Origin of the sequence: Micromonospora sp. CPCC 206060, assembly GCF_036906895.1 — a bacterium.
Lineage (GTDB): Bacteria > Actinomycetota > Actinomycetes > Mycobacteriales > Micromonosporaceae > Micromonospora.
The window spans coordinates 1-20,988 of the sequence record NZ_JBAKHU010000054.1 but is presented as its reverse complement, the minus strand read 5'-3'; the positions used below and the strand labels follow the sequence as shown (position 1 = coordinate 20,988).

Annotated in this window: 20 protein-coding genes; 12 read left to right on the top strand and 8 right to left on the bottom strand. The window is 71.7% G+C overall.

Annotation, left to right across the window (positions count from 1 at the left end):
• Positions 1-74 precede the first annotated feature (74 nt).
• Positions 75-1,103, top strand: coding sequence for a tetratricopeptide repeat protein (locus tag V6U90_RS25510; RefSeq protein ID WP_334441595.1), 1,029 nt, complete (start codon positions 75-77; stop codon positions 1,101-1,103).
• Positions 1,104-1,115: 12 nt separating this feature from the next.
• Here V6U90_RS25510 and V6U90_RS25505 read toward each other — a convergent pair whose 3' ends face one another.
• Positions 1,116-2,309, bottom strand: a complete 1,194-nt coding sequence (locus V6U90_RS25505) for a homogentisate 1,2-dioxygenase (RefSeq protein WP_334441592.1) — start codon at positions 2,307-2,309, stop codon at positions 1,116-1,118.
• A gap of 94 nt (positions 2,310-2,403) precedes the next feature.
• Here V6U90_RS25505 and V6U90_RS25500 point away from each other — a divergent pair, with 94 nt between their 5' ends.
• Entirely contained in the window at positions 2,404-3,294 is an 891-nt protein-coding gene (locus V6U90_RS25500; protein WP_334441590.1) for a hypothetical protein, read from the top strand.
• The gene (gene fahA, locus V6U90_RS25495) at positions 3,291-4,499 is read left to right on the top strand and encodes a fumarylacetoacetase (protein WP_334441587.1); all 1,209 of its coding nucleotides are present in this window, start codon (positions 3,291-3,293) and stop codon (positions 4,497-4,499) included. Before V6U90_RS25500 ends, fahA begins: the two co-directional genes overlap by 4 nt.
• A gap of 154 nt (positions 4,500-4,653) precedes the next feature.
• On the opposite strand, the gene V6U90_RS25490 is transcribed toward fahA, so the two are convergent.
• Entirely contained in the window at positions 4,654-5,118 is a 465-nt protein-coding gene (locus V6U90_RS25490) for a zinc ribbon domain-containing protein (protein WP_334441586.1), read from the bottom strand.
• Positions 5,119-5,427: 309 nt separating this feature from the next.
• On the opposite strand from V6U90_RS25490, the gene V6U90_RS25485 reads away from it, so the two are divergent.
• From V6U90_RS25485 to V6U90_RS25475, 3 genes are all read left to right on the top strand, one after another.
• A complete protein-coding gene (locus V6U90_RS25485; protein ID WP_334441584.1) occupies positions 5,428-5,637 on the top strand; it encodes a DUF397 domain-containing protein in 210 nt (69 codons plus the stop codon).
• A 139-nt stretch (positions 5,638-5,776) separates the two neighbouring features.
• Positions 5,777-6,265, top strand: a complete 489-nt coding sequence (locus V6U90_RS25480) for an SRPBCC family protein (RefSeq protein WP_334441582.1) — start codon at positions 5,777-5,779, stop codon at positions 6,263-6,265.
• A 52-nt stretch (positions 6,266-6,317) separates the two neighbouring features.
• On the top strand, positions 6,318-7,610 hold the full coding sequence (locus V6U90_RS25475) for an outer membrane protein assembly factor BamB family protein (RefSeq protein ID WP_334441580.1): 1,293 nt from the start codon (positions 6,318-6,320) through the stop codon (positions 7,608-7,610).
• A 62-nt stretch (positions 7,611-7,672) separates the two neighbouring features.
• Here the strand turns inward: V6U90_RS25475 and hisC are convergent, their stop codons facing one another.
• The 4 genes from hisC to hppD are packed head-to-tail and all read right to left on the bottom strand — an operon-like array spanning position 7,673 to position 11,684.
• A complete protein-coding gene (hisC, locus tag V6U90_RS25470; RefSeq protein WP_334441578.1) occupies positions 7,673-8,776 on the bottom strand; it encodes a histidinol-phosphate transaminase in 1,104 nt (367 codons plus the stop codon).
• The gene (locus V6U90_RS25465) at positions 8,773-9,711 is read right to left on the bottom strand and encodes an RDD family protein (protein WP_334441576.1); all 939 of its coding nucleotides are present in this window, start codon (positions 9,709-9,711) and stop codon (positions 8,773-8,775) included. The genes hisC and V6U90_RS25465 overlap by 4 nt, the downstream gene beginning before the upstream one ends.
• A gap of 28 nt (positions 9,712-9,739) precedes the next feature.
• Positions 9,740-10,468 carry an RDD family protein gene (locus V6U90_RS25460; RefSeq protein ID WP_334441573.1) on the bottom strand — a complete coding sequence of 243 codons (729 nt, stop codon included), beginning with the start codon at positions 10,466-10,468 and terminating at the stop codon, positions 9,740-9,742.
• 10 nt (positions 10,469-10,478) lie between these two features.
• Positions 10,479-11,684 carry a 4-hydroxyphenylpyruvate dioxygenase gene (gene hppD / locus V6U90_RS25455; protein ID WP_334441570.1) on the bottom strand — a complete coding sequence of 402 codons (1,206 nt, stop codon included), beginning with the start codon at positions 11,682-11,684 and terminating at the stop codon, positions 10,479-10,481.
• Between the two features lie 139 nt (positions 11,685-11,823).
• Here hppD and V6U90_RS25450 point away from each other — a divergent pair, with 139 nt between their 5' ends.
• From V6U90_RS25450 to V6U90_RS25440, 3 genes are all read left to right on the top strand, one after another.
• Positions 11,824-12,315 (top strand): Lrp/AsnC family transcriptional regulator, encoded by a 492-nt coding sequence (locus tag V6U90_RS25450; protein ID WP_334441567.1) that lies wholly within the window; start codon positions 11,824-11,826, stop codon positions 12,313-12,315.
• Positions 12,316-12,396: 81 nt separating this feature from the next.
• Positions 12,397-13,839: an outer membrane protein assembly factor BamB family protein gene (locus V6U90_RS25445; protein WP_334441564.1), complete on the top strand. Its 1,443-nt coding sequence runs from the start codon at positions 12,397-12,399 to the stop codon at positions 13,837-13,839.
• Between the two features lie 101 nt (positions 13,840-13,940).
• The gene (locus tag V6U90_RS25440; protein ID WP_334441561.1) at positions 13,941-15,608 is read left to right on the top strand and encodes a fumarate hydratase; all 1,668 of its coding nucleotides are present in this window, start codon (positions 13,941-13,943) and stop codon (positions 15,606-15,608) included.
• Positions 15,609-15,684: 76 nt separating this feature from the next.
• Here the strand turns inward: V6U90_RS25440 and V6U90_RS25435 are convergent, their stop codons facing one another.
• A complete protein-coding gene (locus tag V6U90_RS25435) occupies positions 15,685-15,870 on the bottom strand; it encodes a hypothetical protein (RefSeq protein ID WP_334441558.1) in 186 nt (61 codons plus the stop codon).
• Between the two features lie 174 nt (positions 15,871-16,044).
• On the opposite strand from V6U90_RS25435, the gene V6U90_RS25430 reads away from it, so the two are divergent.
• Both V6U90_RS25430 and V6U90_RS25425 read left to right on the top strand, forming a co-directional pair.
• Positions 16,045-16,809, top strand: coding sequence for a helix-turn-helix domain-containing protein (locus V6U90_RS25430; protein ID WP_334441555.1), 765 nt, complete (start codon positions 16,045-16,047; stop codon positions 16,807-16,809).
• A 72-nt stretch (positions 16,810-16,881) separates the two neighbouring features.
• Positions 16,882-18,282 carry a class II fumarate hydratase gene (locus V6U90_RS25425; protein ID WP_442933671.1) on the top strand — a complete coding sequence of 467 codons (1,401 nt, stop codon included), beginning with the start codon at positions 16,882-16,884 and terminating at the stop codon, positions 18,280-18,282.
• Between the two features lie 129 nt (positions 18,283-18,411).
• On the opposite strand, the gene V6U90_RS25420 is transcribed toward V6U90_RS25425, so the two are convergent.
• Positions 18,412-18,903, bottom strand: coding sequence for a hypothetical protein (locus V6U90_RS25420; protein WP_334441549.1), 492 nt, complete (start codon positions 18,901-18,903; stop codon positions 18,412-18,414).
• 301 nt (positions 18,904-19,204) lie between these two features.
• Here V6U90_RS25420 and V6U90_RS25415 point away from each other — a divergent pair, with 301 nt between their 5' ends.
• A complete protein-coding gene (locus tag V6U90_RS25415) occupies positions 19,205-20,902 on the top strand; it encodes a S8 family serine peptidase (protein ID WP_334441546.1) in 1,698 nt (565 codons plus the stop codon).
• Positions 20,903-20,988: the final 86 nt, after the last annotated feature.

Below are 20,988 nucleotides of genomic sequence, written 5' to 3'. Positions count from 1 at the left end.
CGCCCTCCGGCTTGCGAACGGAAGTGACCGCATGACCCCGAAGAGCTGACGCGGTGCTGCACTAGGCTCGCCGGGTGTCCAGCGACGCCACTTCCGACCAGTCGGCCACCGACGGGTACCTCCAGCGCGCCCAGCTCCTCGCCGAGCTGGGCCGGTACGACGAGGCGGCCGCCGAACTCGGCTACGCCATCGCGCTCGACCCGGCCAACGCCACCGCGCTGACCATGCTGGCCCGGGTACACCTCGCCGCCGACCGCCCCGACCAGGCGCTCACCAGCGCCGAGGCGGCCGTCGCGGTTGCCCCGACCCGGATCGACCCGCTGGTCGCCCGAGGGCTCGCGTTGACCGACCTGCGTCGGTTCTCCGAGGCCGCGCAGGCCGCCGACCAGATCCTCGCGCTCGGGCCGGACGACGCGTACGCCCAGCGCAGCGGCGCGGCGATCCTGGCCGGGGCGCGGAACGGGCAGTCGGCGCTCAACGCGGCCTGGCGCGGGGTGGAGCTGGCCCCCGAGGAGCCCCAGGCACACCTGGTGCTCGGTCTGGTCGCGGCCCGGCTGGAGCTGTTCGACCTCGCCGAGCGGGCCTACCGGGAGGCGCTGCGGCTGGACCCGGAACTGGCCGAGGCCCGGCACGACATGGGGGTGATCCGGCTGGACCAGCGGCGGTACGCCGAGGCGCTGGAACACCTGGCCGAGGCCGCCGCGATCTCGCCGGGGCGGGTCGACTCCGGCCGGACCATCTCCGCCGGGCTGCGCCAACTGGTCGTCTACGGTGCCGGGTACTCGCTGCTGGCCACCGTGCTGGTGGCGTTCCTGGCCGCCGGCAACGGCATCCTCTCCCGGCTGGCGGCCGGGCTGACCGCGCTCGTCGGCGGCCTGCTCGTGTGGCGCTGGGCGGCCGGCATCCCCCACCTGACCGGCACCATCCTGCCCGGCCTGATGCGGGCCGACCGCACCCTCGCCCTCGCGGTGTACGCGGTCGTCGCCGCGCCCGCCCTGCTGCTGCTCTACGCCCTGATGGGTACGCCGTGGCCGCTGGTCCTGGCGATCACGGTCGCCGCCGTCGCCGAGCTGGCCGTACTGGCCCGCCCGGTCGCCCGCTGACCGGCAGTCGGGTCAGCGCCGGGCCCAGGTCCAGGCGTACCCGGTGTCCTCGCAGCGCTGGGCCGCCTCGCAGAGGTCCAGCGGGCGGAAAGTGTCCACCATGACGGCCAGCTCGTCGAAGAAATCCGCGCCGATGGCCCGCTCGACCGCCCCCGGCTGCGGACCGTGGGTGAAGCCGGCCGGGTGCAGCGAGATGGAGCCCTGCCCGATCCCCGAGCCACGCCGCGCCTCGTAGTTGCCCCCGGTGTAGAAGAGCATCTCGTCCGAGTCGACGTTGTGGTGGTTGTACGGCACCGGGATGGCCTCCGGGTGGTAGTCCACCTTGCGGGGCACGAAGGAGCAGATCACGAAGTTCGGGCCCTGGAAGGTCTGGTGCACCGGTGGCGGCTGGTGGATCCGGCCGGTGATCGGCTCGAAGTCGTGGATCGAGAACGCCCACGGGTAGAGGTGGCCGTCCCAGCCGACCACGTCGAACGGGTGGCTGGCGTACGTGTGGCGGGTCCAGGCCGTGCCGTCGCCACCCGGGCGGGTGGCCCGGGACCGGTGCCGGACGTACACCTCCACGTCGGAACCGTCGACCAGGAGCGGCTCGTCCGGCCCGCGTACGTCCCGCTCGCAGTAGGGGGAGTGCTCCAGGAACTGCCCGCGTACCGACAGGTAGCGCTTGGGTGGGCCGATGTGCCCGGTCGCCTCGACGGTGAGCAGCCGGACCGGGTCGGTGCCGGTCGGTACCAGCCGGTGGATCACCGAGGTGGGGATGATCACGTAGTCCCCGGCGGTCACGTCCAGCACCCCGAAGGTCGACTCGACGCGCAGCGTGCCGGACTCGACGTAGAGACACTCGTCGCCGATGGCGTTGCGGTAGAGCGGGGACGGCCGGTCGGCCACCGCGTACCCGATCCGGACGTCGTCGTTGGCCAGCAGGTACTGCCGGCCGAGCACGGCGTCGGCGGAGCCGGTGTCCAGCTTGTGGGTACGCAGGTGGCGGGGCTTGAGCGGCAGGTTCGGGACCCGGCTCCAGGTGGGCGGGGTGAACTCCTCGGCGGCGACGATCGCGGTGGGCAGGTGCCGGTGGTAGAGCAGCGACGAGTCGGCGGAGAAACCCTCCTGACCCATCAGCTCCTCGGCGTAGAGGCTGCCGTCGGGCTGACGGAACTGGGTGTGGCGTTTGCGCGGCACTTCGCCGACCTTGCGGTAGTACGGCATTCTCGCCTCCCGTTTGTCCCGGTCACCGGTCGCTGGCGTCCGATAATCGGACGGTGTTGTCCGTTAGTCGTAGCGTCCCGTAAGTTCTCTGTTCGTGTCAACGCAGGTGCCCCAGCTCTTCGCCGGACTCGTGGACGACGCCGCCGTCTTCCCACCCGGCAGCGCGTCGCTGCCCGACGCCGTGGCCGCGCACCGCCGCCAGCACCGGGTCGGCTGGTACGCCGACCTGGTCGGGCCGCTGCTGGTGCCCGCCTCCGAGGTGACCGCCGGTGAGCTGGACAAGCTGATCGGACCGGCCGACCCCACCGACCCGGTCGATCCGCTGGTCATCGGTCTGATCGGGGACACCGGGACCGACCGGCTGCCGTCCGCCCTGTCGTTCCTGACGTCGCTCAACGTCCGGGTCCGGCAGGTCGAGGTGCCGGTGGCCAGGCGCAGCGAGGATCCGCAACCAGGGCTCGCCACCCTGCTCGACCTCGTACCGCGCCTGCCCGGCGGGCTCGACGTCTACGCCGAGGTGCCGTTGACCTGGGGACTGATGGAGGCGCTGGACACCATCGCCGAGGCCCGGACGGCCGGGGCGCCGGTCGCCGCGAAGTTCCGCACCGGTGGGCTCGCCGCCGAACTCTTCCCCACCCCGGCCGAGCTGGCCGCGGTGATCTGCGCCTGCCGCGACCGGCGCCTGCCGTTCAAGCTCACCGCCGGGCTGCACCACGCGATCCGGCACATCGACCCGGAGACCGGGTTCACCCACCACGGCTTCGTCAACGTGCTGTCCGCGACCCTCGCGGCCAGCGACGGCGCCGGGACCGCCGAGGTCGCCGAGATGCTCGCCACCACCGACCCGGTCCGGCTGGTCGAGCGGGCCCGGGCCCGGCGCGACGAGCCGCGCCCGCTCTGGATCGGGTACGGCTCGTGCAGCGTCGTCGAACCGCTGACCGATCTGATCCGGCTGGGGCTGGTGAACGGAGGATACGAACAGTGACCTGGGTCGAGGGTGCCACCGGTTCGCCGTACGGGGTGCACAACCTGCCGTACGGGGTGTTCCGGCACGACGGGCGGGAGCCCCGGATCGGGGTACGCATCGGGGACCTCGTGCTGGACCTGGCCGGTGCCGAAGCGGCCGGGCTGGTGCTGGCCGCCGGTGCGCTGGGTCGGCCCACCCTGAACGCGTTCATGGCTCTCGGCCGTCCCCAGTGGACCTCGGTCCGGCAGCGGATCGTCGAGCTGCTCACCGACCCGGAACACCGGGCGGCCGTCGAGCCGCTGCTCGTGCCGGTGGCCGGCATCGAGCTGGTGATGCCGTTCCAGGTCGGTGACTACGTCGACTTCTACTCCTCGGAGCACCACGCCTCGAACGTCGGGCAGATCTTCCGCCCCGGTCAGCCGCCGCTGCTGCCGAACTGGAAGCACCTGCCGATCGGCTACCACGGCCGGGGTGGCACGGTGGTGGTCTCCGGCACCCCGGTGACCCGGCCCGGTGGCCAGCGCTCCACCCCGGACGGCCCGGTGTTCGGCCCCTCGGTACGCCTCGACATCGAAGCCGAGGTCGGGTTCGTGGTCGGCGTACCCTCCACGCTCGGCGAGCCGGTACCGGTGGACGACTTCGCGCAGTACGTCTTCGGTGTCGTACTGGTCAACGACTGGTCGGCCCGGGACATCCAGGCATGGGAGTACCAGCCCCTCGGCCCGTTCCTGGGGAAGTCCTTCGCCACCTCGGTCTCCGGCTGGGTGGTGCCGCTCGACGCACTTGCCGACGCCTGGACGCCCGCCCCGGAGCAGGACCCGCCGGTGCTGGACTACCTGCGCGACGTTCCGCACCTGGGGCTCGACCTGCGGTTGACGGTGGCCTGGAACGGTACCGAGGTGGCCCGACCGCCGTTCGCCGGGATGTACTGGACCCCGGCCCAGCAGCTCGCCCACCTCACCGTCAACGGCGCGTCGGTGCGTACCGGTGACCTCTTCGCCTCGGGCACCGTCTCGGGTGAGCGGCGTGACCAGGTCGGTTCGTTCCTTGAGCTGACCTGGGCCGGCCAGGAGCCGGTGCAGCTCGCCGACGGGCAGAGCCGGACGTTCCTCGCCGACGGGGACACGGTGACCATCAGCGCCACCGCACCCGGCCCGGACGGCATTACCGTGGGTCTGGGCGAGGTGACCGGCACCATCCACCCGGCCCGCAGCCAGGGCTGACCCGGTCACCGCCGCCGGTCACCGCCGCGGAACTGGCCTATGGTCCTCCACGCCAGGTGCACGCACGGACGGGGCAGCTCGACAGCGGAAGGAACGGACAGTTGCCGGAGGCGCCGCCGTCGCGGACACGTGCTGCGGGCCGGTCAGCGCCGGCTCACGCCCCGTCCTGTCCCGGGCGGGTGCGTTCCGGCCGGTGCCAGTGCAACTGGAGTGGGCGACCGGCGTCCGCGACGATCCGGTGCAGCCAGCGCCGGATCAGGTGGCGGCGGCGGTCCGGATCGGCGTGCGGCCGGGCCACCCGCCGGGTCCGCCAGGCCAGTGGGGCGTACCGTGGCAGACCGCGCAGGACCGTCTCCGCCACGGTCCTGACCACCTCGGTCTCCACCCCGGCGGCCGGGACCGGCCGTCGCCCGCATCCTCCGTCGCAGCGGTAGAAGCGCCGGACCTCCGCTGCGGCGGTCGGCCGGTCCAGCGGCACCATCGGCATCCCGCAGCCGCACCAGATCAGCCCCCAGAGCAGGTACGGTGTGGGCAGACCCGGGCTGTCCCACCAGGAGCCGGGTACGTCGCCCAGCCCGCCGGGAGCGCCTCCCGACCTGTCGGCTGTCCCGCCGGCCACGGGTGAACCGTCGGTTGGTCGCCGCATACGCTGACCGCCTTCCGTGGGAGTGGGCCGGCCCCGGCCCGCACGCTGTGGCGCTGTCCATGGCTGCGGAACGCATCCGAGTCTGTTTGCTTGCGGTGAGCGACGCAATCCTTACGCATGGATACGACAGAAGATCCGCCGCGCCAGCCGTGCGGTCGCACCCGCTGTCCGTCTCCCCCCGATGGCGTCGTCCGTTGATCGACCGGATCCCCGATGGACCGGCGGCGGCCCGTGCCAGCCGGATCCGGGACGGGATGCCTGACCTGTCACGGAGGTACTGAGGTGAACGGATTTCCCGGCGCTGTCTGGCGCAAGAGCTCACGCTCCAACGACCAGGGGCTCTGCATCGAGGTGGCGGACAACCTGATCGACACTGTCGGTCTGGTCGGGGTGCGCGACTCCAAGGACATCAGCGGCCCCGCGCTGGCTGTCAGTCCACCGGGCTGGGCGGCGTTCGTCGCTGCGGTGCGGTCCGGGCAGTTCAGCGGCTGAGCCGGCAGGTCTCAGCCGCTGACTGACCGGCCACGGGTGCCGGCCCAGCTCCGGCACCCGTCACGATCCCGTTGCCGTCCGGCAGATCCCGTACCCTCACCGCCCGGACCGCCGTAGGTTGGACGGCACGGGAGGTGTCATGTCGACGGTGACCGTGACCCAGCTCATCGAAGCCCCAGCCACCGACCTGTGGCGGGCGCTCACCGAACTCACCAGCCGCGTCGGCCGGTTCTCCACCGTGCACGGCGTGGAACTGGTGACCCCCGGCCCGTTCGGCGCCGGCACCGTCTGGCGGGAGGTGCGTACCCAGCCCGACGGCAGCGCCGCGGTCGAGGAGTTCCTGGTGGTCGAGGTCGATCCGCCCCATCGGCTCGTCCTCACCTCGGCCGGTACCGGTGCCGACTACCGCATCACCTACACCCTCACCGAATCCCGGCCCGGCCGGCGTCGACCCTGCACCACGGTCAGCGTCGTACAGGAGTCCGTTCCCGCCGCCGTGTACGGCCGGGTGCTCGCCCTGATCCTCGGCGGACTCGCCGCCCGTACCGTCGAGGGGGCGCTCCGCCGCGACCTCGCCGATCTCGCGCTGGCGGTCCGGCATCCCGACACGGGGTCGGCGGCGGCGTGACCTGCCAGTGATCCGACCGCCCACCCTGGGTAGGGTGCGGGCGGAGGTGTGCATGGGGTTCCCGAAAGGCCGGCGACGGGTCGCCACGCTGGTCGTGGCGGTGCTCGCCGTAGGGCTGGCCGCCGTGGTCGGCTACCGGGTGTTGGCTCCCGCCGAGGTGGTCACCGTCGCCCGGACCGCCTACCCGGCCGCCCCGGACCTGACCCCCCGGGTCATCGGCCGTCAGCCGACCGCCCTGTTGCTCGTGGACGGCCGGCTGCGGGTCCACGCCGCCACCCGTCAGGTCCTCGCCGACCAGCCGGCCGATCTGAAGAACCGGACCACCCCGTTCTGGTCGTACCGGCGCTGGCCGGCGGAGCTGGTCGGGGTGGTAGCGGTGGGCACCACGGTGGTGTCCCGCTGGTCGGACGGGCGGCTGGTCGCGCTGGACGCGCGGACCGGCCGGGTCGCCTGGCGGGCGTCCGGGCCCGACCCGGATCAGGGGTACGCGGCACGGCGGACCGGTGCGGCCGTCGCCTGGACCCCGGCCGGGCTGCGTACCGGGGTCACCACGGACGGCCGTCTGGTGCTCATCGTCGCCGCTGCCACCGAGCTGCGCGGGTTCGACCCCGGCACCGGCCGGGAGGTCTGGCGGGTCGGGGTCCGACCGGGGTGCCACGGCGATCCGCTGACCACCATCGGCGCCCGGCTGATCACCGTGGACACCTGCGCGACCCCACAGGTCGCCGAGTTCCGCGACCCGGCGACCGGTGCGGTCGTCGACCGGTGGCGACCGGAGGATGCAGGGTCCACCCTGGCCGTCGAAGGGCTCGGCTGTGCCGCCTACCGGTCCCGGTGTGCCGGCATCCGTACCGCCGACGCGGCCGGTCTGCGTACCGGGGAGGACGGCGCGCTGCGGACCGCTGACGGTGCCGGCCGGGGCTGGCTGGTCGACACGCCTCAACCGTTCCCCACCGGGGCGTTGAATCCGGCCGAGGTGGTGCTCGCGGACGGTACGGCGGTCTCCCGGGACGGTGGCGCGATCGTCGCCCACTCGGCGCGGACCGGCGCGGAGGTGTGGCGCCGGCAGGAGACGCCGGGGGCGCGGATCCTCGCCGCCCAGCCGGGCCGGGTGCACATCCGGACCGAGGCCAACGACCTGTTGACGGTGGACCCGGGGTCCGGTGCCGAGTTGTCCCGCTTCCCCTTCACCGTGGGCCGGGACGCCACCGGTTGGGCCACCGGCCTGGTCTCTGCCACCGGCGGTTTCCTCGCGGTGGAGCGGCTCAACCAGCCGGTCGATCCGGACGCCGAGGACCGGCGTTACTACCTGACCACCGAGCCGGTCATCCTGGCCGTGATCTGACCCGGGACCGCCTGGCCGTGGCCCGGGACCGGGCCACGACCAGGCGGCCCGGCATCACCTGGTCAGGACAGTGCGGCCTCCGCCGCCGCCAGGAAAGCGTCGTTCTCGGCCGGCGTGCCGATGGTGACGCGTACCCCGTCACCGGCGAACGGCCGGACGATGACGCCCCGCGCCTCGCACGCCTTACCGAACTCCACCGACCGGTCGCCGAGCGGCAGCCAGACGAAGTTGGCCTGGCTGGCCGGCGCCTCCGGGACCAGTTTGCGGACCGCCTCGGTGACCCGCTCCCGCTCGGCGATCACCAGGTCGCAGCGGCGGCGTACCTCGTCGGCCTGGGCCAGCGCGGCCAGCGCGCCGGCCTGCGCGGCGGCGCTGGCCGAGAAGGGCGTGACCACCTTGCGCACCGCGGCGGCCACCTCGGGGTGGGCGACCAGGAACCCGATCCGCAGCCCGGCCAGCCCCCACGCCTTGCTCAGCGTGCGCAGTACCGCCACGTTCGGCCGGTCCAGGTAGGTCAGCCCGTCCGGCACCTCCGGGTCGGTGACGAACTCCCGGTACGCCTCGTCCAGCACCACCAAAACGTCGTCCGGGACCGTGTCGAGGAACCGGTCCAGCTCGGCCCGGTGAACCGCCGTCCCGGTCGGGTTGTTGGGGTTGCAGACCAGCACCAGCCGGGTCCGGTCGGTCACCGCCGCCGCCATCGCGGTCAGGTCGTGCCCGTGACCGGTGTCGTTCGGCACCCGCACGCTGGTCGCGCCGCTGGTCGCCGCGATGATCGGGTACGCCTCGAAGGAGCGCCACGCGTAGACGACCTCGTCACCCGGCAGGCAGGTGGCCCGGACCAGGTGCTCGGCCAGCGCCACCGACCCGCAGCCGGTGGCGATCCGGTCGGCGTCCACGCCGTACCGCTCGGCGAGCGCGGTGCGCAGGGCCACCACGCCCATGTCCGGGTAGCGGTGCACCCCGGCGGCGGCCTCGGCAACCGCCTCCACCACGCCGGGCAGCGGGCCGTACGGCACCTCGTTGCTGGCCAGCTTGATGGCCTCGGTCAGACCCAGTTCGCGGGCCAGGTCGGCCGGGCTGCGGCCGGGTACGTAGGCGGGCAGCGCGTCGAGGTCGGCGCGGGTGAGGCGCAGTGGCGGCTGGTTACGTCCGGTGTCGGTCATGTCGGCTCCCCGGGGGTGTGCGGACGGTGGTCGGGTGTGGGTTGCCTGTCGGGCAGTTGCACCACCACGGTCTGCGCCCGCTTGTCGTGCAGTGCCTGCCGCAACGGCCGGTCGAACAGCGGTGAGACCGCGTCGATGAGTTGCAGGACCAGCCCGAGTCCGCAGCAGTACCAGAGCAGGGTGGGCAGGCCGAGGGTGTTCCAACGGCGGAACGACCGGCCGAAACCGACCGCCGGATCGTCGCCGAGGGTGACCACCTTGATGCCCAGGATCCGCTTGCCGAGGGTCTGGCCCCGGTTGGCGGTCGTCGGCACCTCGTAGGCGAACCAGAGCGCGGTGGCGATCAACAGGATCGCCACCTGGAGCCCGCCGGCCTGGTCACCCGGTTGGGGCAGCCCTTCGGTGGAAGAGTTGCCGGCCAGCGAGCGGCGCCAGATCTCCCGCCAGACCGGGGCGAACTCCTCGATGAACTGCCAGACGAACCAGCCGTTCACGGCGGCGTTCAGCAGGAAGACGATCCCGAAGTCGATCAGGCGGGCGAGGAACCGGGGACCGAATCCGGCCAGCGCCAGCCCGTGCGGACGGGGCGGTGGCGGCGGTCCGGGGTACCCGTACGGCGGTGGGCCGTACGGGTACGGAGGCTGCGGCTGCGGGCCGGGCGGGTACGGCGGCTGCGGCGCCCAGCCGGGCGGCGGTCCCGACGGGGGCGGTCCGACCGGACCGCCGGGTCCCGCGCCGACCGGCCCGGGGCTGGCCGGTGCGGTACCGCCCGGGGCACCCGGTGCCGGCGCCGGTGGCGGCTCCTCCTCGGGCAACGGCCCGTCCGGTGGGGTGGCGTCGACGGGCAGCGAACGGCCCACCCAGCCACCTCCATCCCAGTAACGCTGGGTGGTCGGTTCGGCGGGATCGGCGTACCAACCCGGGGGGACGCTCATGGTGCCAGCCTCAGTTCACTCCGCACGGTCACCCTGGAACCTTAACGACGACGGTACGGGCGAACTTGTCGTGGAGGCACTGCTGGTACGGCTTGTCCCACAGTTGCCACAGTCCGTCCAGAAGGTTCATGCCGGGGACCACCATGCCGGCGAGGAACTGCACGGTGTACCGGCGGAACGCCAGGCCACGGGTCAGCGGCACGGCCGGGTCGAGCGGTACCACCCGGATCTTCATGGCCCGCTTCCCGACGGTCTGTCCGGACCGGAACATGATCTCCACGTAGTAGACGTAGTAGAGCAGCAGCATCACCGCGATCAGACCGGCCTCCAACAGCAGCAACGGCACGACGAAGTCGCTGAACACCGTCGCCGGGTCCGGCGCCACTGCATTCGGCTGAGCCAGCCCGTCCGGGTACATGTCGCTCAGGAAGTTGTAGTAGAGCAGGCCGAACGCGGGCACGAAGAGCACCGCCGCCACCACGGACCAGATCCCGGCGTCGATCAGGTGCGCCAGCAGCCGGTCGCCGAAGCTGGCCAGCGGCCGGTTACCCGGGGCCGTCGGCGGCGGTGGCGGGGGCCGCAGACCCGGGTACGGCGGCACCGGGTACCCGTATCCCGGCCCGGCGGCCGGGCCCGGGTGCGGGTGGCCGGGCGTCGGGGCGTACCCGACAGGGGGTGGACCGGGCGGCGGGAAGCCGCCGGGGGCGGGCGGAGGCCCACCCACCGGCGGCGTGGGGTGCGGGGGCGGCTGCGTCACGCGGACAGTGTTACAGGTTGCCGCGTCGTTCCTGCTCCCGCTCGATCGCCTCGAACAGGGCCTTGAAGTTGCCCTTGCCGAAGCCGAGCGAGCCGTGCCGCTCGATCAGCTCGAAGAAGACCGTCGGCCGGTCCTGCACCGGCCTGGTGAAAATCTGGAGCAGGTAGCCGTCCTCGTCCCGGTCGACCAGGATCTTGCGCGACTTCAGCGCCTCGATCGGCACCCGGACCTGGCCGATCCGGGCCCGCAGCTCCGGGTCGTCGTAGTACGAGTCCGGCGTGTCCAGGAACTCCACGCCAGCGGCCCGCATGGCGTCGACGCTGGCCAGTATGTCGTTGGTGGCCAACGCGATGTGCTGGGCGCCCGGCCCCTGGTAGAACTCCAGGTACTCGTCGATCTGTGACTTCTTCCGGGCCACCGCCGGCTCGTTGAGCGGGAACTTCACCTTGCGGGTGCCGCTCGCCACCACCTTCGACATCAGCGCGGAGTAGTCGGTGGCGATGTCGTCGCCGATGAACTCGGCCATGTTGGTGAAGCCCATGACCCGGCGGTAGAACTCCACCCAGTCGTCCATCCGGCCCAGCTCGACGTTGCCGACCACGTGGTCGACCGCCTGGAAGAAGCGCTTCGGCTGCACCCCGGCGTCGATCATCGGCTGGCGGTCCACGATCGGGGCACGGGACACGAAGCCGGGCAGGAACGGCCCGGTGTAGCGGGACCGGTCGATCAGCGAGTGCCGGGTGTCGCCGTACGCGGCGATGGAGGCCATCCGGACGGTGCCGTGCCCGTCGGTGACGTCGTGCGGCTCGACCAGGCCGGTGGCGCCCTGGCCGATCGCGTGCCGGTACGCCGCGTCGACGTCCGGCACCTCCAGGGCAATGTCCCGTACCCCGTCGCTGTGCTTGGCCACGTGGTCGGCACCGGGTGCGTCCGGCCGGACCGCGCCGGTCAGTACGAACCGGGCGGAACCGCTGGTCAGCACGTACTCGGCGTGGTCGCGGTAGCCCTGCTCCGGGCCCCGGTACGCCACGCAGGTCATGCCGAACGCGGTCGAGTAGTAGTGGGCGGCCTGCTTGGCGTTGCCCACCAGGAACGCGACGTGGTCGAGGCCCTTCACCGGGAACGGGTCGGCGGAGATGTCGTGGTTGACCGTCCCGATGAGCCGGTCGACGTCGACCTCCTCGGTCGACGTGGGTCGGTCGATCGCCTGGGTCATGCTGCACTCCCTTCCGTGTCGGCCGGCCTCGCGGGCCACCGTGACATGGTCCTGTGCCGAAGCATCGCGGCCCGTCGTGAGCTGGGCAACTCTCTCGTCGGATGTTGGTCAGGTTGCGCATTCGGTACGGTGTCCGGTCATGACTGCTGTGCAGACTGTCCAGCTCGACGAACTGGATGCCAGCCTGATCGAACTGCTGGCCGAGGAGCCCCGGATCGGGGTGCTGGAGTGCTCACGCCGGCTCCAGGTGGCCCGGGGCACCGTGCAGGCCCGGCTGGACAAGCTGGTCGCCCGGGGGGTGATCGCCGGGTTCGGGCCGCAGGTCGCACCGGCGGCGATCGGCTTCACGGTGACCTCGTTCATCACCCTGGAGATCAGCCAGCGGCACGGCCACAACCGGGTGACCGCCCACCTGGCGGCGATTCCGGAGGTGCTGGAGGCGCACACCATCACCGGCGCCAGTGACCTGCTCTGCCGGATCGTCGCCCGGTCCAACACCGATCTCCAGCGGGTGATCGACCAGATCGTCTCCTACGAGGGGATCACCCGAGCCTCCACGCTGATCGCGCTGGCCGAGCAGATCCCCTACCGGGTGCTGCCGCTGGTCCGCTCCGCCGTACCGGTCGACTGACCGGCCCGTCGGGACAGGAAGCGGGGGCGACACGGCGGAGAGGTGGTGTGTGACCGCCCCGGACCTGGCTACGGTGTGCGGGTGGCGAAGGGGACCCGCTGGCTCGTGCTCGTGCTGGCCGTCGTCGTCGTACTGGCCGCCACCGGCGTGTGGAACCCGTTCCCGACCGCCTGGGACTGGGTGAACCGTCCCACCCCGCTCAGCGAACCGGATGTGCTCTGGCAGCAGCGGATCGGTGGCACCCCGCGCAGCGTGACCATCGCCGGGCCGGCCGTGATCATCGAGCAGCGCACCCGGGTCGAGTCACGCAGCCTCGCCACCGGTACCCAGCTCTGGGAACGCAAGGCCGACTGGGCGGCCGTCGCCGGGGGCCCGTCCGACGCCGTCGTCGCCGTGGGCAAGCTCCTGGTCAAGGGGTACGAGGTCCTCGACCCGGTTACCGGGGCGGTGCGTCGCCGGGACACGAAGGCGGTGGCCGTCTGGACGTACCGCAACGGGATCCTCGACGCCCGCTGCACCGAGGCGACCGACTGCACCCTGACCGCCTGGGACCCGCGCGGCACCACCCCCCGCTGGACGGCCTACCTCCCCGGCGTGCAGAGCGGCTTCCTGGCCGACAACCCGGAGGTACGCGGTACCCGCCGGCTCACCACCGACCGGATCGACCCGGGTGCCGCCGGTCCGGAGCAGATGCCGGCGCTGATCGGGTTCCCGGCCGACGGCAAGGTGCAGATCGTCGACACCGCCACCGGCCGGGTGGTGCAGGACGTGCAGCCCGGCCGTCAGGAGCGGCTGGTGGTGGTCGGTGGCCGGCTGCTGCGGATCGAGGCCCGGTCGGCGGACGGCACCTGCTACTTCACGTTCGTCGCCCGCGACCCGGCGAACGGCGTGGAGGTGTGGCGGCGTACCGGCATCAACCCGAGGACCGCCGACGGCGCCGGCTGCGTCCAGCGCGAGGATCCCCAGGGCGGGCGGAACGTGCTCGTCGGGGTCGGGTCGGACGGGCGTGAGACAGTGCTCGACGCGTACGACGGTCGACTGCTCTGGGTCGGCCGGGACGCCGAGAAACTGCTCGCCGTGGACGACCGGTACGGGCTGGTCCGGGCCGGGGACAAGCGCTCGGTGGCGAGCCGGGACCTGGCCACCGGCCGGGACCGCTGGCGCCGGCCCGCCACGGAGAAGGCGGGCGCCGCGCTGACTCCGTACGCCGCGGTGCTGGCTGACGAGAAACCCGACCGGCTGGTCGCCCTGCACCCGCGTACCGGCGCCGAGTTGGTGAACCTGCGGACCCAGGCGGACGCGCTCGCGGTCGGCCCGGACGGCATGGTCATCGGGGAGGGCCGGGACATCGGGTACGTCCGGTTCGGCGCCCCGGGCGGCCCGGCTCCGGGCTTGGACGGGGCACCCGACGGCGGCTCCGCACCCGGCGACGGACCCGGCGACGGACCCGGCGGCCCGGCGCCGACCTGCGGTGGGCCCAAGCAGGAGATGTGTCCGCCGCGCGACGGCGGCAAGGACAACTGAGCGCGGTGGCCGGCGACGCCGGACCGCCGGGTGAGAGCGGTGTCCCACGACCCACCCGGCGGGTGGGACCGGACGGCCCGACTGCCCTAGGCTTGCCGCTCATGAGCAGTGCCGCCGAGTTCGCCTACGCCCCCCTGCTGCCGGTCGGTGCCGACCAGACCGAGTACCGCCTGATCACAGACGAGGGCGTCGATGTCGTGGACGGTCCCGGAGGGCGGCGGTTCCTCACCGTCGACCCGGCCGCGCTGACCGCGCTGACCGCCGAGGCGATGCACGACATCGCGCACTACCTGCGCCCCGCGCATCTCGCCCAGCTCCGGTCGATCATCGACGACCCGGCCGCGTCGCCGAACGACCGGTTCGTCGCCCTCGACCTGCTGCGCAACGCGAACATCGCCGCCGGTGGCGTGCTGCCGATGTGTCAGGACACCGGTACCGCGATCGTGATGGGCAAGCGGGGCCGGCACGTGCTGACCGACGGCACCGACCACGAGGCGATCTCCCGGGGCGTCTTCCAGGCGTACACCCGGCTGAACCTGCGCTACTCGCAGCTCGCCCCGCTGACCATGTGGGAGGAGCGGAACACCGGCAGCAACCTCCCCGCCCAGGTGGAGATCTACGCCGAGGACCAGGACGGGCACCCCGACGCGTACAAGTTCCTCTTCATGGCCAAGGGTGGTGGCTCGGCCAACAAGTCGTACCTCTACCAGGAGACCAAGGCACTGCTGAACCCGACGCGGATGATGCAGTTCCTGGAGGAGAAGCTGCGGCTGATCGGCACGTCCGCGTGCCCGCCGTACCACCTGGCCATCGTCATCGGCGGTACGTCAGCCGAGTACGCGCTGAAGACCGCCAAGTACGCCAGCGCGAAGTACCTGGACGCGCTGCCCACCTCCGGCTCGATGACCGCGCACGGCTTCCGCGACCTGGAACTGGAGGCCGAGGTACTGGAACTGACCCGCAACTTCGGCATCGGCGCGCAGTTCGGGGGGCGCTACTTCTGCCACGACGTACGGGTGGTCCGGCTGCCCCGGCACGGTGCGTCCTGCCCGGTGGCGATCGCGGTCTCCTGTTCGGCCGACCGGCAGGCAGTCGCGAAGATCACCCCGTCGGGCGTCTGGCTGGAACGACTCGAAACCGACCCGGCCCGTTTCCTGCCCGACGTCACCGACGAGACCCTCTCCACCGAGGAGGTGGTCCGGGTCGACCTCAACCGCCCGATGGACGAGATCCGGGCCGAGCTGTCGAAGTACCCGGTGAAGACCCGGCTGTCGCTGACCGGCCCGCTGGTGGTGGCCCGGGACATCGCCCACGCCAAGATCGCCGAGCGGTTGGACGCGGGTGAGCCGATGCCGCAGTACCTGCGGGACCACGCGGTCTACTACGCCGGCCCGGCGAAGACCCCCGAGGGCTACGCCTCCGGCTCGTTCGGGCCGACCACCGCCGGCCGGATGGACGCCTACGTGGAGAAGTTCCAGGCCGCCGGGGGCTCCCAGGTCATGCTCGCCAAGGGCAACCGGTCGGCCCAGGTGACCCGCTCCTGCCAGCAGCACGGCGGTTTCTACCTCGGCTCGATCGGCGGTCCGGCCGCCCGGCTCGCCCAGGACTGCATCAAGCACGTCGAGGTCCTGGAGTACCCGGAACTCGGGATGGAAGCGGTCTGGAAGATCGAGGTCGAGGACTTCCCGGCCTTCATCGTCGTTGACGACAAGGGCAACGACTTCTTCGCCGAGGTCACCAAACCGGTGCTCACCGTCAGCCGCAGATAGCAGGCTGACCGAGCGCAGTGACGAGGGAACCCCGGAGTCCTGACCGTGGGTTCCCTCGTACCGGTGGCATTCGGGTTCAACCCCGGCCGTACGTGGTCCGGAGTTTGTAGAGCGCCGACCTACCTTCTCCCTGGTCGCATTCGGCCACCTGGAGGTCTCTGACGGGCACCTCGATCTGCTGTCCGCTGCCGGTGCCCGAGTCCACCCACACCTGAACCGTGCCGCTCGTCGGCAACTCACGCGGACCTACCGCCAAGATCATGTTCATTCCCTTCACCGCGTGGGCCCCGCTGGGCATCCAGGGCTCACGTCCATTCGGACGCCCGTGACGGTCACAGAATGTCGTCGAAATATCGCCAGGCGCGACGGCCTTGAAGGTGACCTTCCGGCGACATGGGAGGCGACATTCTGGCGACATCGGCGATAGGATCGACTCATGCCGATCACGCCGAACGCGACACTGCGGGCCGTACGGATGGGCCTGCTCATGAGTCAGGACGACTTCGCCCGCGCACTGCGGGACGCCGGGGACCGCGCCGGAGTGCCCAACGACGCGAACAAGCGCCTCGTCCAGCGCTGGGAGGCCGGCGCCATCACGTCTCCTCGCCCGGCGTACGCGAGAGCGCTGGAAAGCGTCACCGGCCTGCCGATCGGTTCGCTCGGCTTCACGGTCCAGGTGCCGAACAGTCGGGTGTCGGACGACGGGCAGGGCGGCCACGACCTGGCCGCCCCGGAGGTACCCACCCCGGTACCAAACGGCGGTTTGGCTCCGCGTACCGCGCCGACCGGCAACTACTCCGGTGTGTGGCTGAGCCGGTACCAGTACTTCAGCTCGGGCCGGGCCAACACGTTCACCGGCCAGCACTACGTGGTCCTGCTCCAGCATGGTGACCGGCTGACCGTACGCTCGCTGCCCAGGTCGTCCGACTCGCCGCTGACCATGGACCTGACCGTGGACGGCAACGTGATCACGGGCACGTGGGTGGAGCAGACCGCGCCAACGGGCTACTACCGGGGGGCCCGCTACCACGGCGCGATCCAGCTCCTGGCGGAGCCGACCGGCCGCCGGCTGGCCGGCAAGTGGCTCGGGTTCGGCAAGGACATGGACGTGAACACCGGCCCTTGGGAACTGGTCTTCCAGGACGCGAGCACGAACAGGGCGACCCTGGCGAAGTACGACCGGCGGCCCGAGCCGGAGTAGTCGACGCACTGCCGGAAGGGGCTATCCGGCTTCGCCGGGCAGGTGACCGTCCGGCGGGGCAGGATGGAACGCGTGACGACTCCAGAGGCGACCGGCTACCGGATCGAACGTGACTCGATGGGCGAGGTGGAGGTACCCGCCGACGCCCTGTGGCGGGCCCAGACCCAGCGGGCGGTGCAGAACTTCCCAATCTCCGGGCGGGGCATCGAGCCGGCCCAGATCCGGGCGCTGGCCCAGATCAAGGGTGCGGCAGCCGAGGTCAACGGCGAGCTGGGGGTGATCGGGGCCGAGGTGGCCGCCGCGATCGCCACCGCCGCCGCGCACGTCGCCGCCGGGGGATACGACGACCAGTTCCCGATCGACGTGTTCCAGACCGGCTCGGGCACCTCGTCCAACATGAACACCAACGAGGTGATCGCCACCCTGGCCAGCCGGGAACTCGGCCGGGAGGTACACCCGAACGACGACGTGAACGCCTCGCAGTCCAGTAACGACGTCTTTCCCTCGTCGATCCACCTGGCCGCCACCGAGGCGGTGGTGGGGGACCTGCTGCCGGCGCTGGCGCACCTGGCGCAGACCCTGGAGGCCAAGGCCGCCGAGTTCGAAACAGTGGTCAAGGCCGGGCGTACCCACCTGATGGACGCCACCCCGGTCACCCTCGGTCAGGAGTTCGGCGGGTATGCGACCCAGGTCCGGTACGGCGTCGAGCGGCTGGAGGGCGCGCTGCCCCGGCTGGCCGAACTGCCGTTGGGCGGCACCGCCGTCGGTACCGGCATCAACACCCCGCTCGGCTTCGCCGCCGCCGTGATCGGCAGGCTGCGGGACGCGACCGGGCTGCCGGTCACCGAGGCGCGCAACCACTTCGAGGCGCAGGGCTCCCGGGACGCCCTGGTCGAGACCTCCGGCCAGTTGCGCACCATCGCGGTCGGTCTCTACAAGATCGCCAACGACATCCGGTGGATGGGCTCCGGGCCGCGGGCCGGTCTGCGCGAGCTGCGCATCCCCGACCTCCAGCCGGGCTCGTCGATCATGCCGGGCAAGGTCAACCCGGTGGTCTGCGAGGCGGTACGGCAGGTCTGCGCCCAGGTGATCGGCAACGATGCCACCGTGGGCTTCGCCGGCTCACAGGGCGACTTCGAGCTGAACGTCATGCTCCCGGTGATGGCCCGCAACCTGCTGGAGTCGATCCGGCTGCTGGCCGCGTCGAGCCGGCTGCTGGCCGACCGCTGTGTGGCCGGGCTGGGTGCCAACGCGGACGTCTGTCTGGCATACGCCGAGGGGTCGCCGTCGATCGTCACGCCACTCAACCGCCACCTCGGGTACGACGAGGCCGCCTCCATCGCCAAGGAGGCGTTGGCCAAGGAGATCTCGATCCGCGAGGTGGTGCTCGCCCGTGGGCACGTCGACTCCGGAAAGCTCAGCGCGGACCAGCTCGACGAGGCGCTGGACGTACTCCGGATGACCCATCCCTGAGCCGGTCCCAGCCGGCGCGGAGGGCCGTACCCGAAGCCAGGGTGACGTCCTGGTCCGATGTCCTTTGGAGCTGCTCCGTTCATGCCTGCGCCCGCAGCCGAGGTGGTTGCCGTCGTGGCGGACGGCGACTCAGTCGTGACCGCTGCGTGGGTCGCGCTGTCGCCAGGAGTGCCGCAGTTCGGTGGTGCCACGCTCCCGTAACCAGGTCGCGACCCGCAGCAGTTCCCGGGCCGCCGCGAGCGGCACGTCGAGCTCGCGCGTGGTCTCCTCGATGTAGTGCGGGCCGCAGTCGACGCGGGCGTCGCACCGTACCGTGATCTCGCCGTCGACGGCCCACGGCGGACCGCTGCGCAGATCGGTGCCACAGCGACGCGGGTACCACAGCTGCGCGACGAACGACACCTCGCCCGACTCGACACAACCGGACAGCGAGGCCTGCCCCCACTCCAGGCGGTGGAACTCGATCCCGCTGCCGGTCCAACCTGGACGTGCCCCGAGGTGGTCGGCCAGCAGCCGGAATTCGCCATCGGCCCGGCGCACCAGGTCGAGCATCTCGTCGGTCTCCGTCAATCCGGGAAACACCCAGCGCAGGTCGCCGTCGAGTAACGGGATCGCCTCCACAACCGGAGTCGGCCCCGGGCGTGCAAGCTGGTCGAGCCGGCCGGGTGCGTGACTGCGGGAGGTGTGCGCCGAGCCGGCCGGGTGCCGGCCCGGGGTGTTAATAAGGGGCCCCTGCTCTACCAAAAGCGATAAGAAGGGGCCCTTCCTTACAGGTGCGGTTCCTGACCGACCTGCCGGCGGCCGTTCAGCTCATCGGTGCAATTAGTCACTGGGGACTTCACAATTCGGGCACTTGTCTGGTGTTACGTCGCTTGTTGCGGTGTGATGGCTGCCACGTCCCTCAACGAGAGGATCTGATGTGGTGAGCAAGCGCTTCACCGCTGGTGCCGTCGCGACCGCGACGGCGCTGGCACTCACGGTGACTCTGCCCTTCGGCGGTGCCAACGCGGCGCCGGCCGAGACGACCGAGTTCACCGTGGTGGCCGAGAGCGGCGTCTCCGCCGACGCGGCGGTCGCCGCCATCGCGGCTGCGGGCGGCGAGGTCGTCTCGCGGACCGAGGCTGTCGGCCTGTACCAGGTTCGGACCAACCGTGCCGACTTCGCCCAGCGGGCCACCGCGTCCAACGCCCTGGTCGGCGCCGCCGAGCAGAAGGCGATCGGCCGCAAGCCGAAGCTGGACCGGGTCGAGCGGGAGCACCTGCTGGCTGCGGCGGAGGCCACCAAGGGCACCGGTTCCGTCAACGGGCGGTCCAAGCGGATGGACCCGCTCGACGACAAGCTCTGGGGTCTGGAGATGATCCGGGCCGACGAGGCGCGCCGGACCGAGCCCGGTGACCGGCGGGTGACCGTGGGCGTTCTCGACACCGGCGTCGACGCCAGCAACCCCGACATCGCGGCCAACTTCTCGTGGTCGCTGTCCCGCAACTTCGCACCGGACATGGTGGACATCGACGGCGAGTGCGAGGTGGCTGGCTGCCTCGACCCGGCCGACACCGACGACGGCGGGCACGGCACGCACGTTGCCGGCACCATCGGCGCGGCGGCCAACGGCTTCGGCCTCTCCGGCGTCGCCCCGAACGTCACCCTGGTCAACCTCAAGGGCGGCCAGGACTCCGGGTACTTCTTCCTCAACCCGGTGGTCAACGCACTGGTGTACGCGGGCGACGCGGGCCTGGACGTGGTGAACATGTCCTTCTACGTCGACCCGTGGCTCTACAACTGCACCGCCAACCCGGCCGACTCCCCCGAGGACCAGGCCGAGCAGCGCGCGATCATCGAGGCGATGAAGCGTTCGCTGGAGTACGCGCACGGTAAGGGCGTCACCCTGGTCGGCGCGCTCGGCAACAACAACGAGGACCTCGGCAACCCGCGGGTCGACGAGTCCAGCCCGGACTACGGGGCCGACCCGTACCCGCGGCCGATCGACAACAACAGCTGCTGGGACATGCCGGCCGAGGGCCCGCACGTCATCGGTGTCTCCTCGGTGGGTCCGTCGGGCAAGAAGTCGGACTTCTCGAACTACGGCACCGAGCAGATCTCCGTCGCCGCGCCGGGCGGCTGGTTCCGGGACGGCTTCGGCACCCCGACCTTCCGTACCGACGCCAACATGATCCTCTCGTCGTACCCGAAGAAGGTGCTGCAGGAGGAGGGCACGGTCGACGCCGACGGCAACATCGTCGAAGGCGCCGAGGAGTTCGTCTTCAAGGACTGCACCGCCTCCGGTGAGTGCGGCTACTACACCTACCTGCAGGGCACCTCGATGGCGGCTCCGCACGCCTCGGGTGTCGCGGCGCTGATCGTCAGCAAGTTCGGCAAGAACGACAAGCAGCGCGGTGGGCTGACCATGTCGCCGAACCTGGTCGAGCAGCACCTCTACCGCACGGCCGCCGAGCACGCCTGCCCGGAGCCGCGCCTGCAGCAGTACCGCAACGAGGGCCGGGACGAGACGTACGACGCGTACTGCGCCGGTGACGTCAACTTCAACGGCTTCTACGGGTACGGCATCATCGACGCGAACGCGGCGGTGAAGAGCCCGCTCAAGCCCTGGGTTCAGCCCTAGTAGGACAGCGGGGGCCCCGGGCGCGGCGCCGCCGGGCCCGGCGCCGCCCCGGGGGTCTGTGGCCCAAGCCGGGGCAGGAGGGGGGT

Excerpts from the sequence above, each read along its gene's own strand:
- hisC (WP_334441578.1), bottom strand. The coding sequence starts at position 8,776 with ATGACCGACACCGGACGTAACCAGCCGCCACTGCGCCTCACCCGCGCC.
- V6U90_RS25435 (WP_334441558.1), bottom strand. The coding sequence starts at position 15,870 with ATGATCTTGGCGGTAGGTCCGCGTGAGTTGCCGACGAGCGGCACGGTT.
- V6U90_RS25440 (WP_334441561.1), top strand. The coding sequence starts at position 13,941 with ATGAGCAGTGCCGCCGAGTTCGCCTACGCCCCCCTGCTGCCGGTCGGT.
- V6U90_RS25480 (WP_334441582.1), top strand. The coding sequence starts at position 5,777 with ATGTCGACGGTGACCGTGACCCAGCTCATCGAAGCCCCAGCCACCGAC.
- hppD (WP_334441570.1), bottom strand. The coding sequence starts at position 11,684 with ATGACCCAGGCGATCGACCGACCCACGTCGACCGAGGAGGTCGACGTC.
- V6U90_RS25450 (WP_334441567.1), top strand. The coding sequence starts at position 11,824 with ATGACTGCTGTGCAGACTGTCCAGCTCGACGAACTGGATGCCAGCCTG.
- V6U90_RS25430 (WP_334441555.1), top strand. The coding sequence starts at position 16,045 with ATGCCGATCACGCCGAACGCGACACTGCGGGCCGTACGGATGGGCCTG.
- V6U90_RS25465 (WP_334441576.1), bottom strand. The coding sequence starts at position 9,711 with ATGAGCGTCCCCCCGGGTTGGTACGCCGATCCCGCCGAACCGACCACC.
- V6U90_RS25505 (WP_334441592.1), bottom strand. The coding sequence starts at position 2,309 with ATGCCGTACTACCGCAAGGTCGGCGAAGTGCCGCGCAAACGCCACACC.
- V6U90_RS25475 (WP_334441580.1), top strand. The coding sequence starts at position 6,318 with ATGGGGTTCCCGAAAGGCCGGCGACGGGTCGCCACGCTGGTCGTGGCG.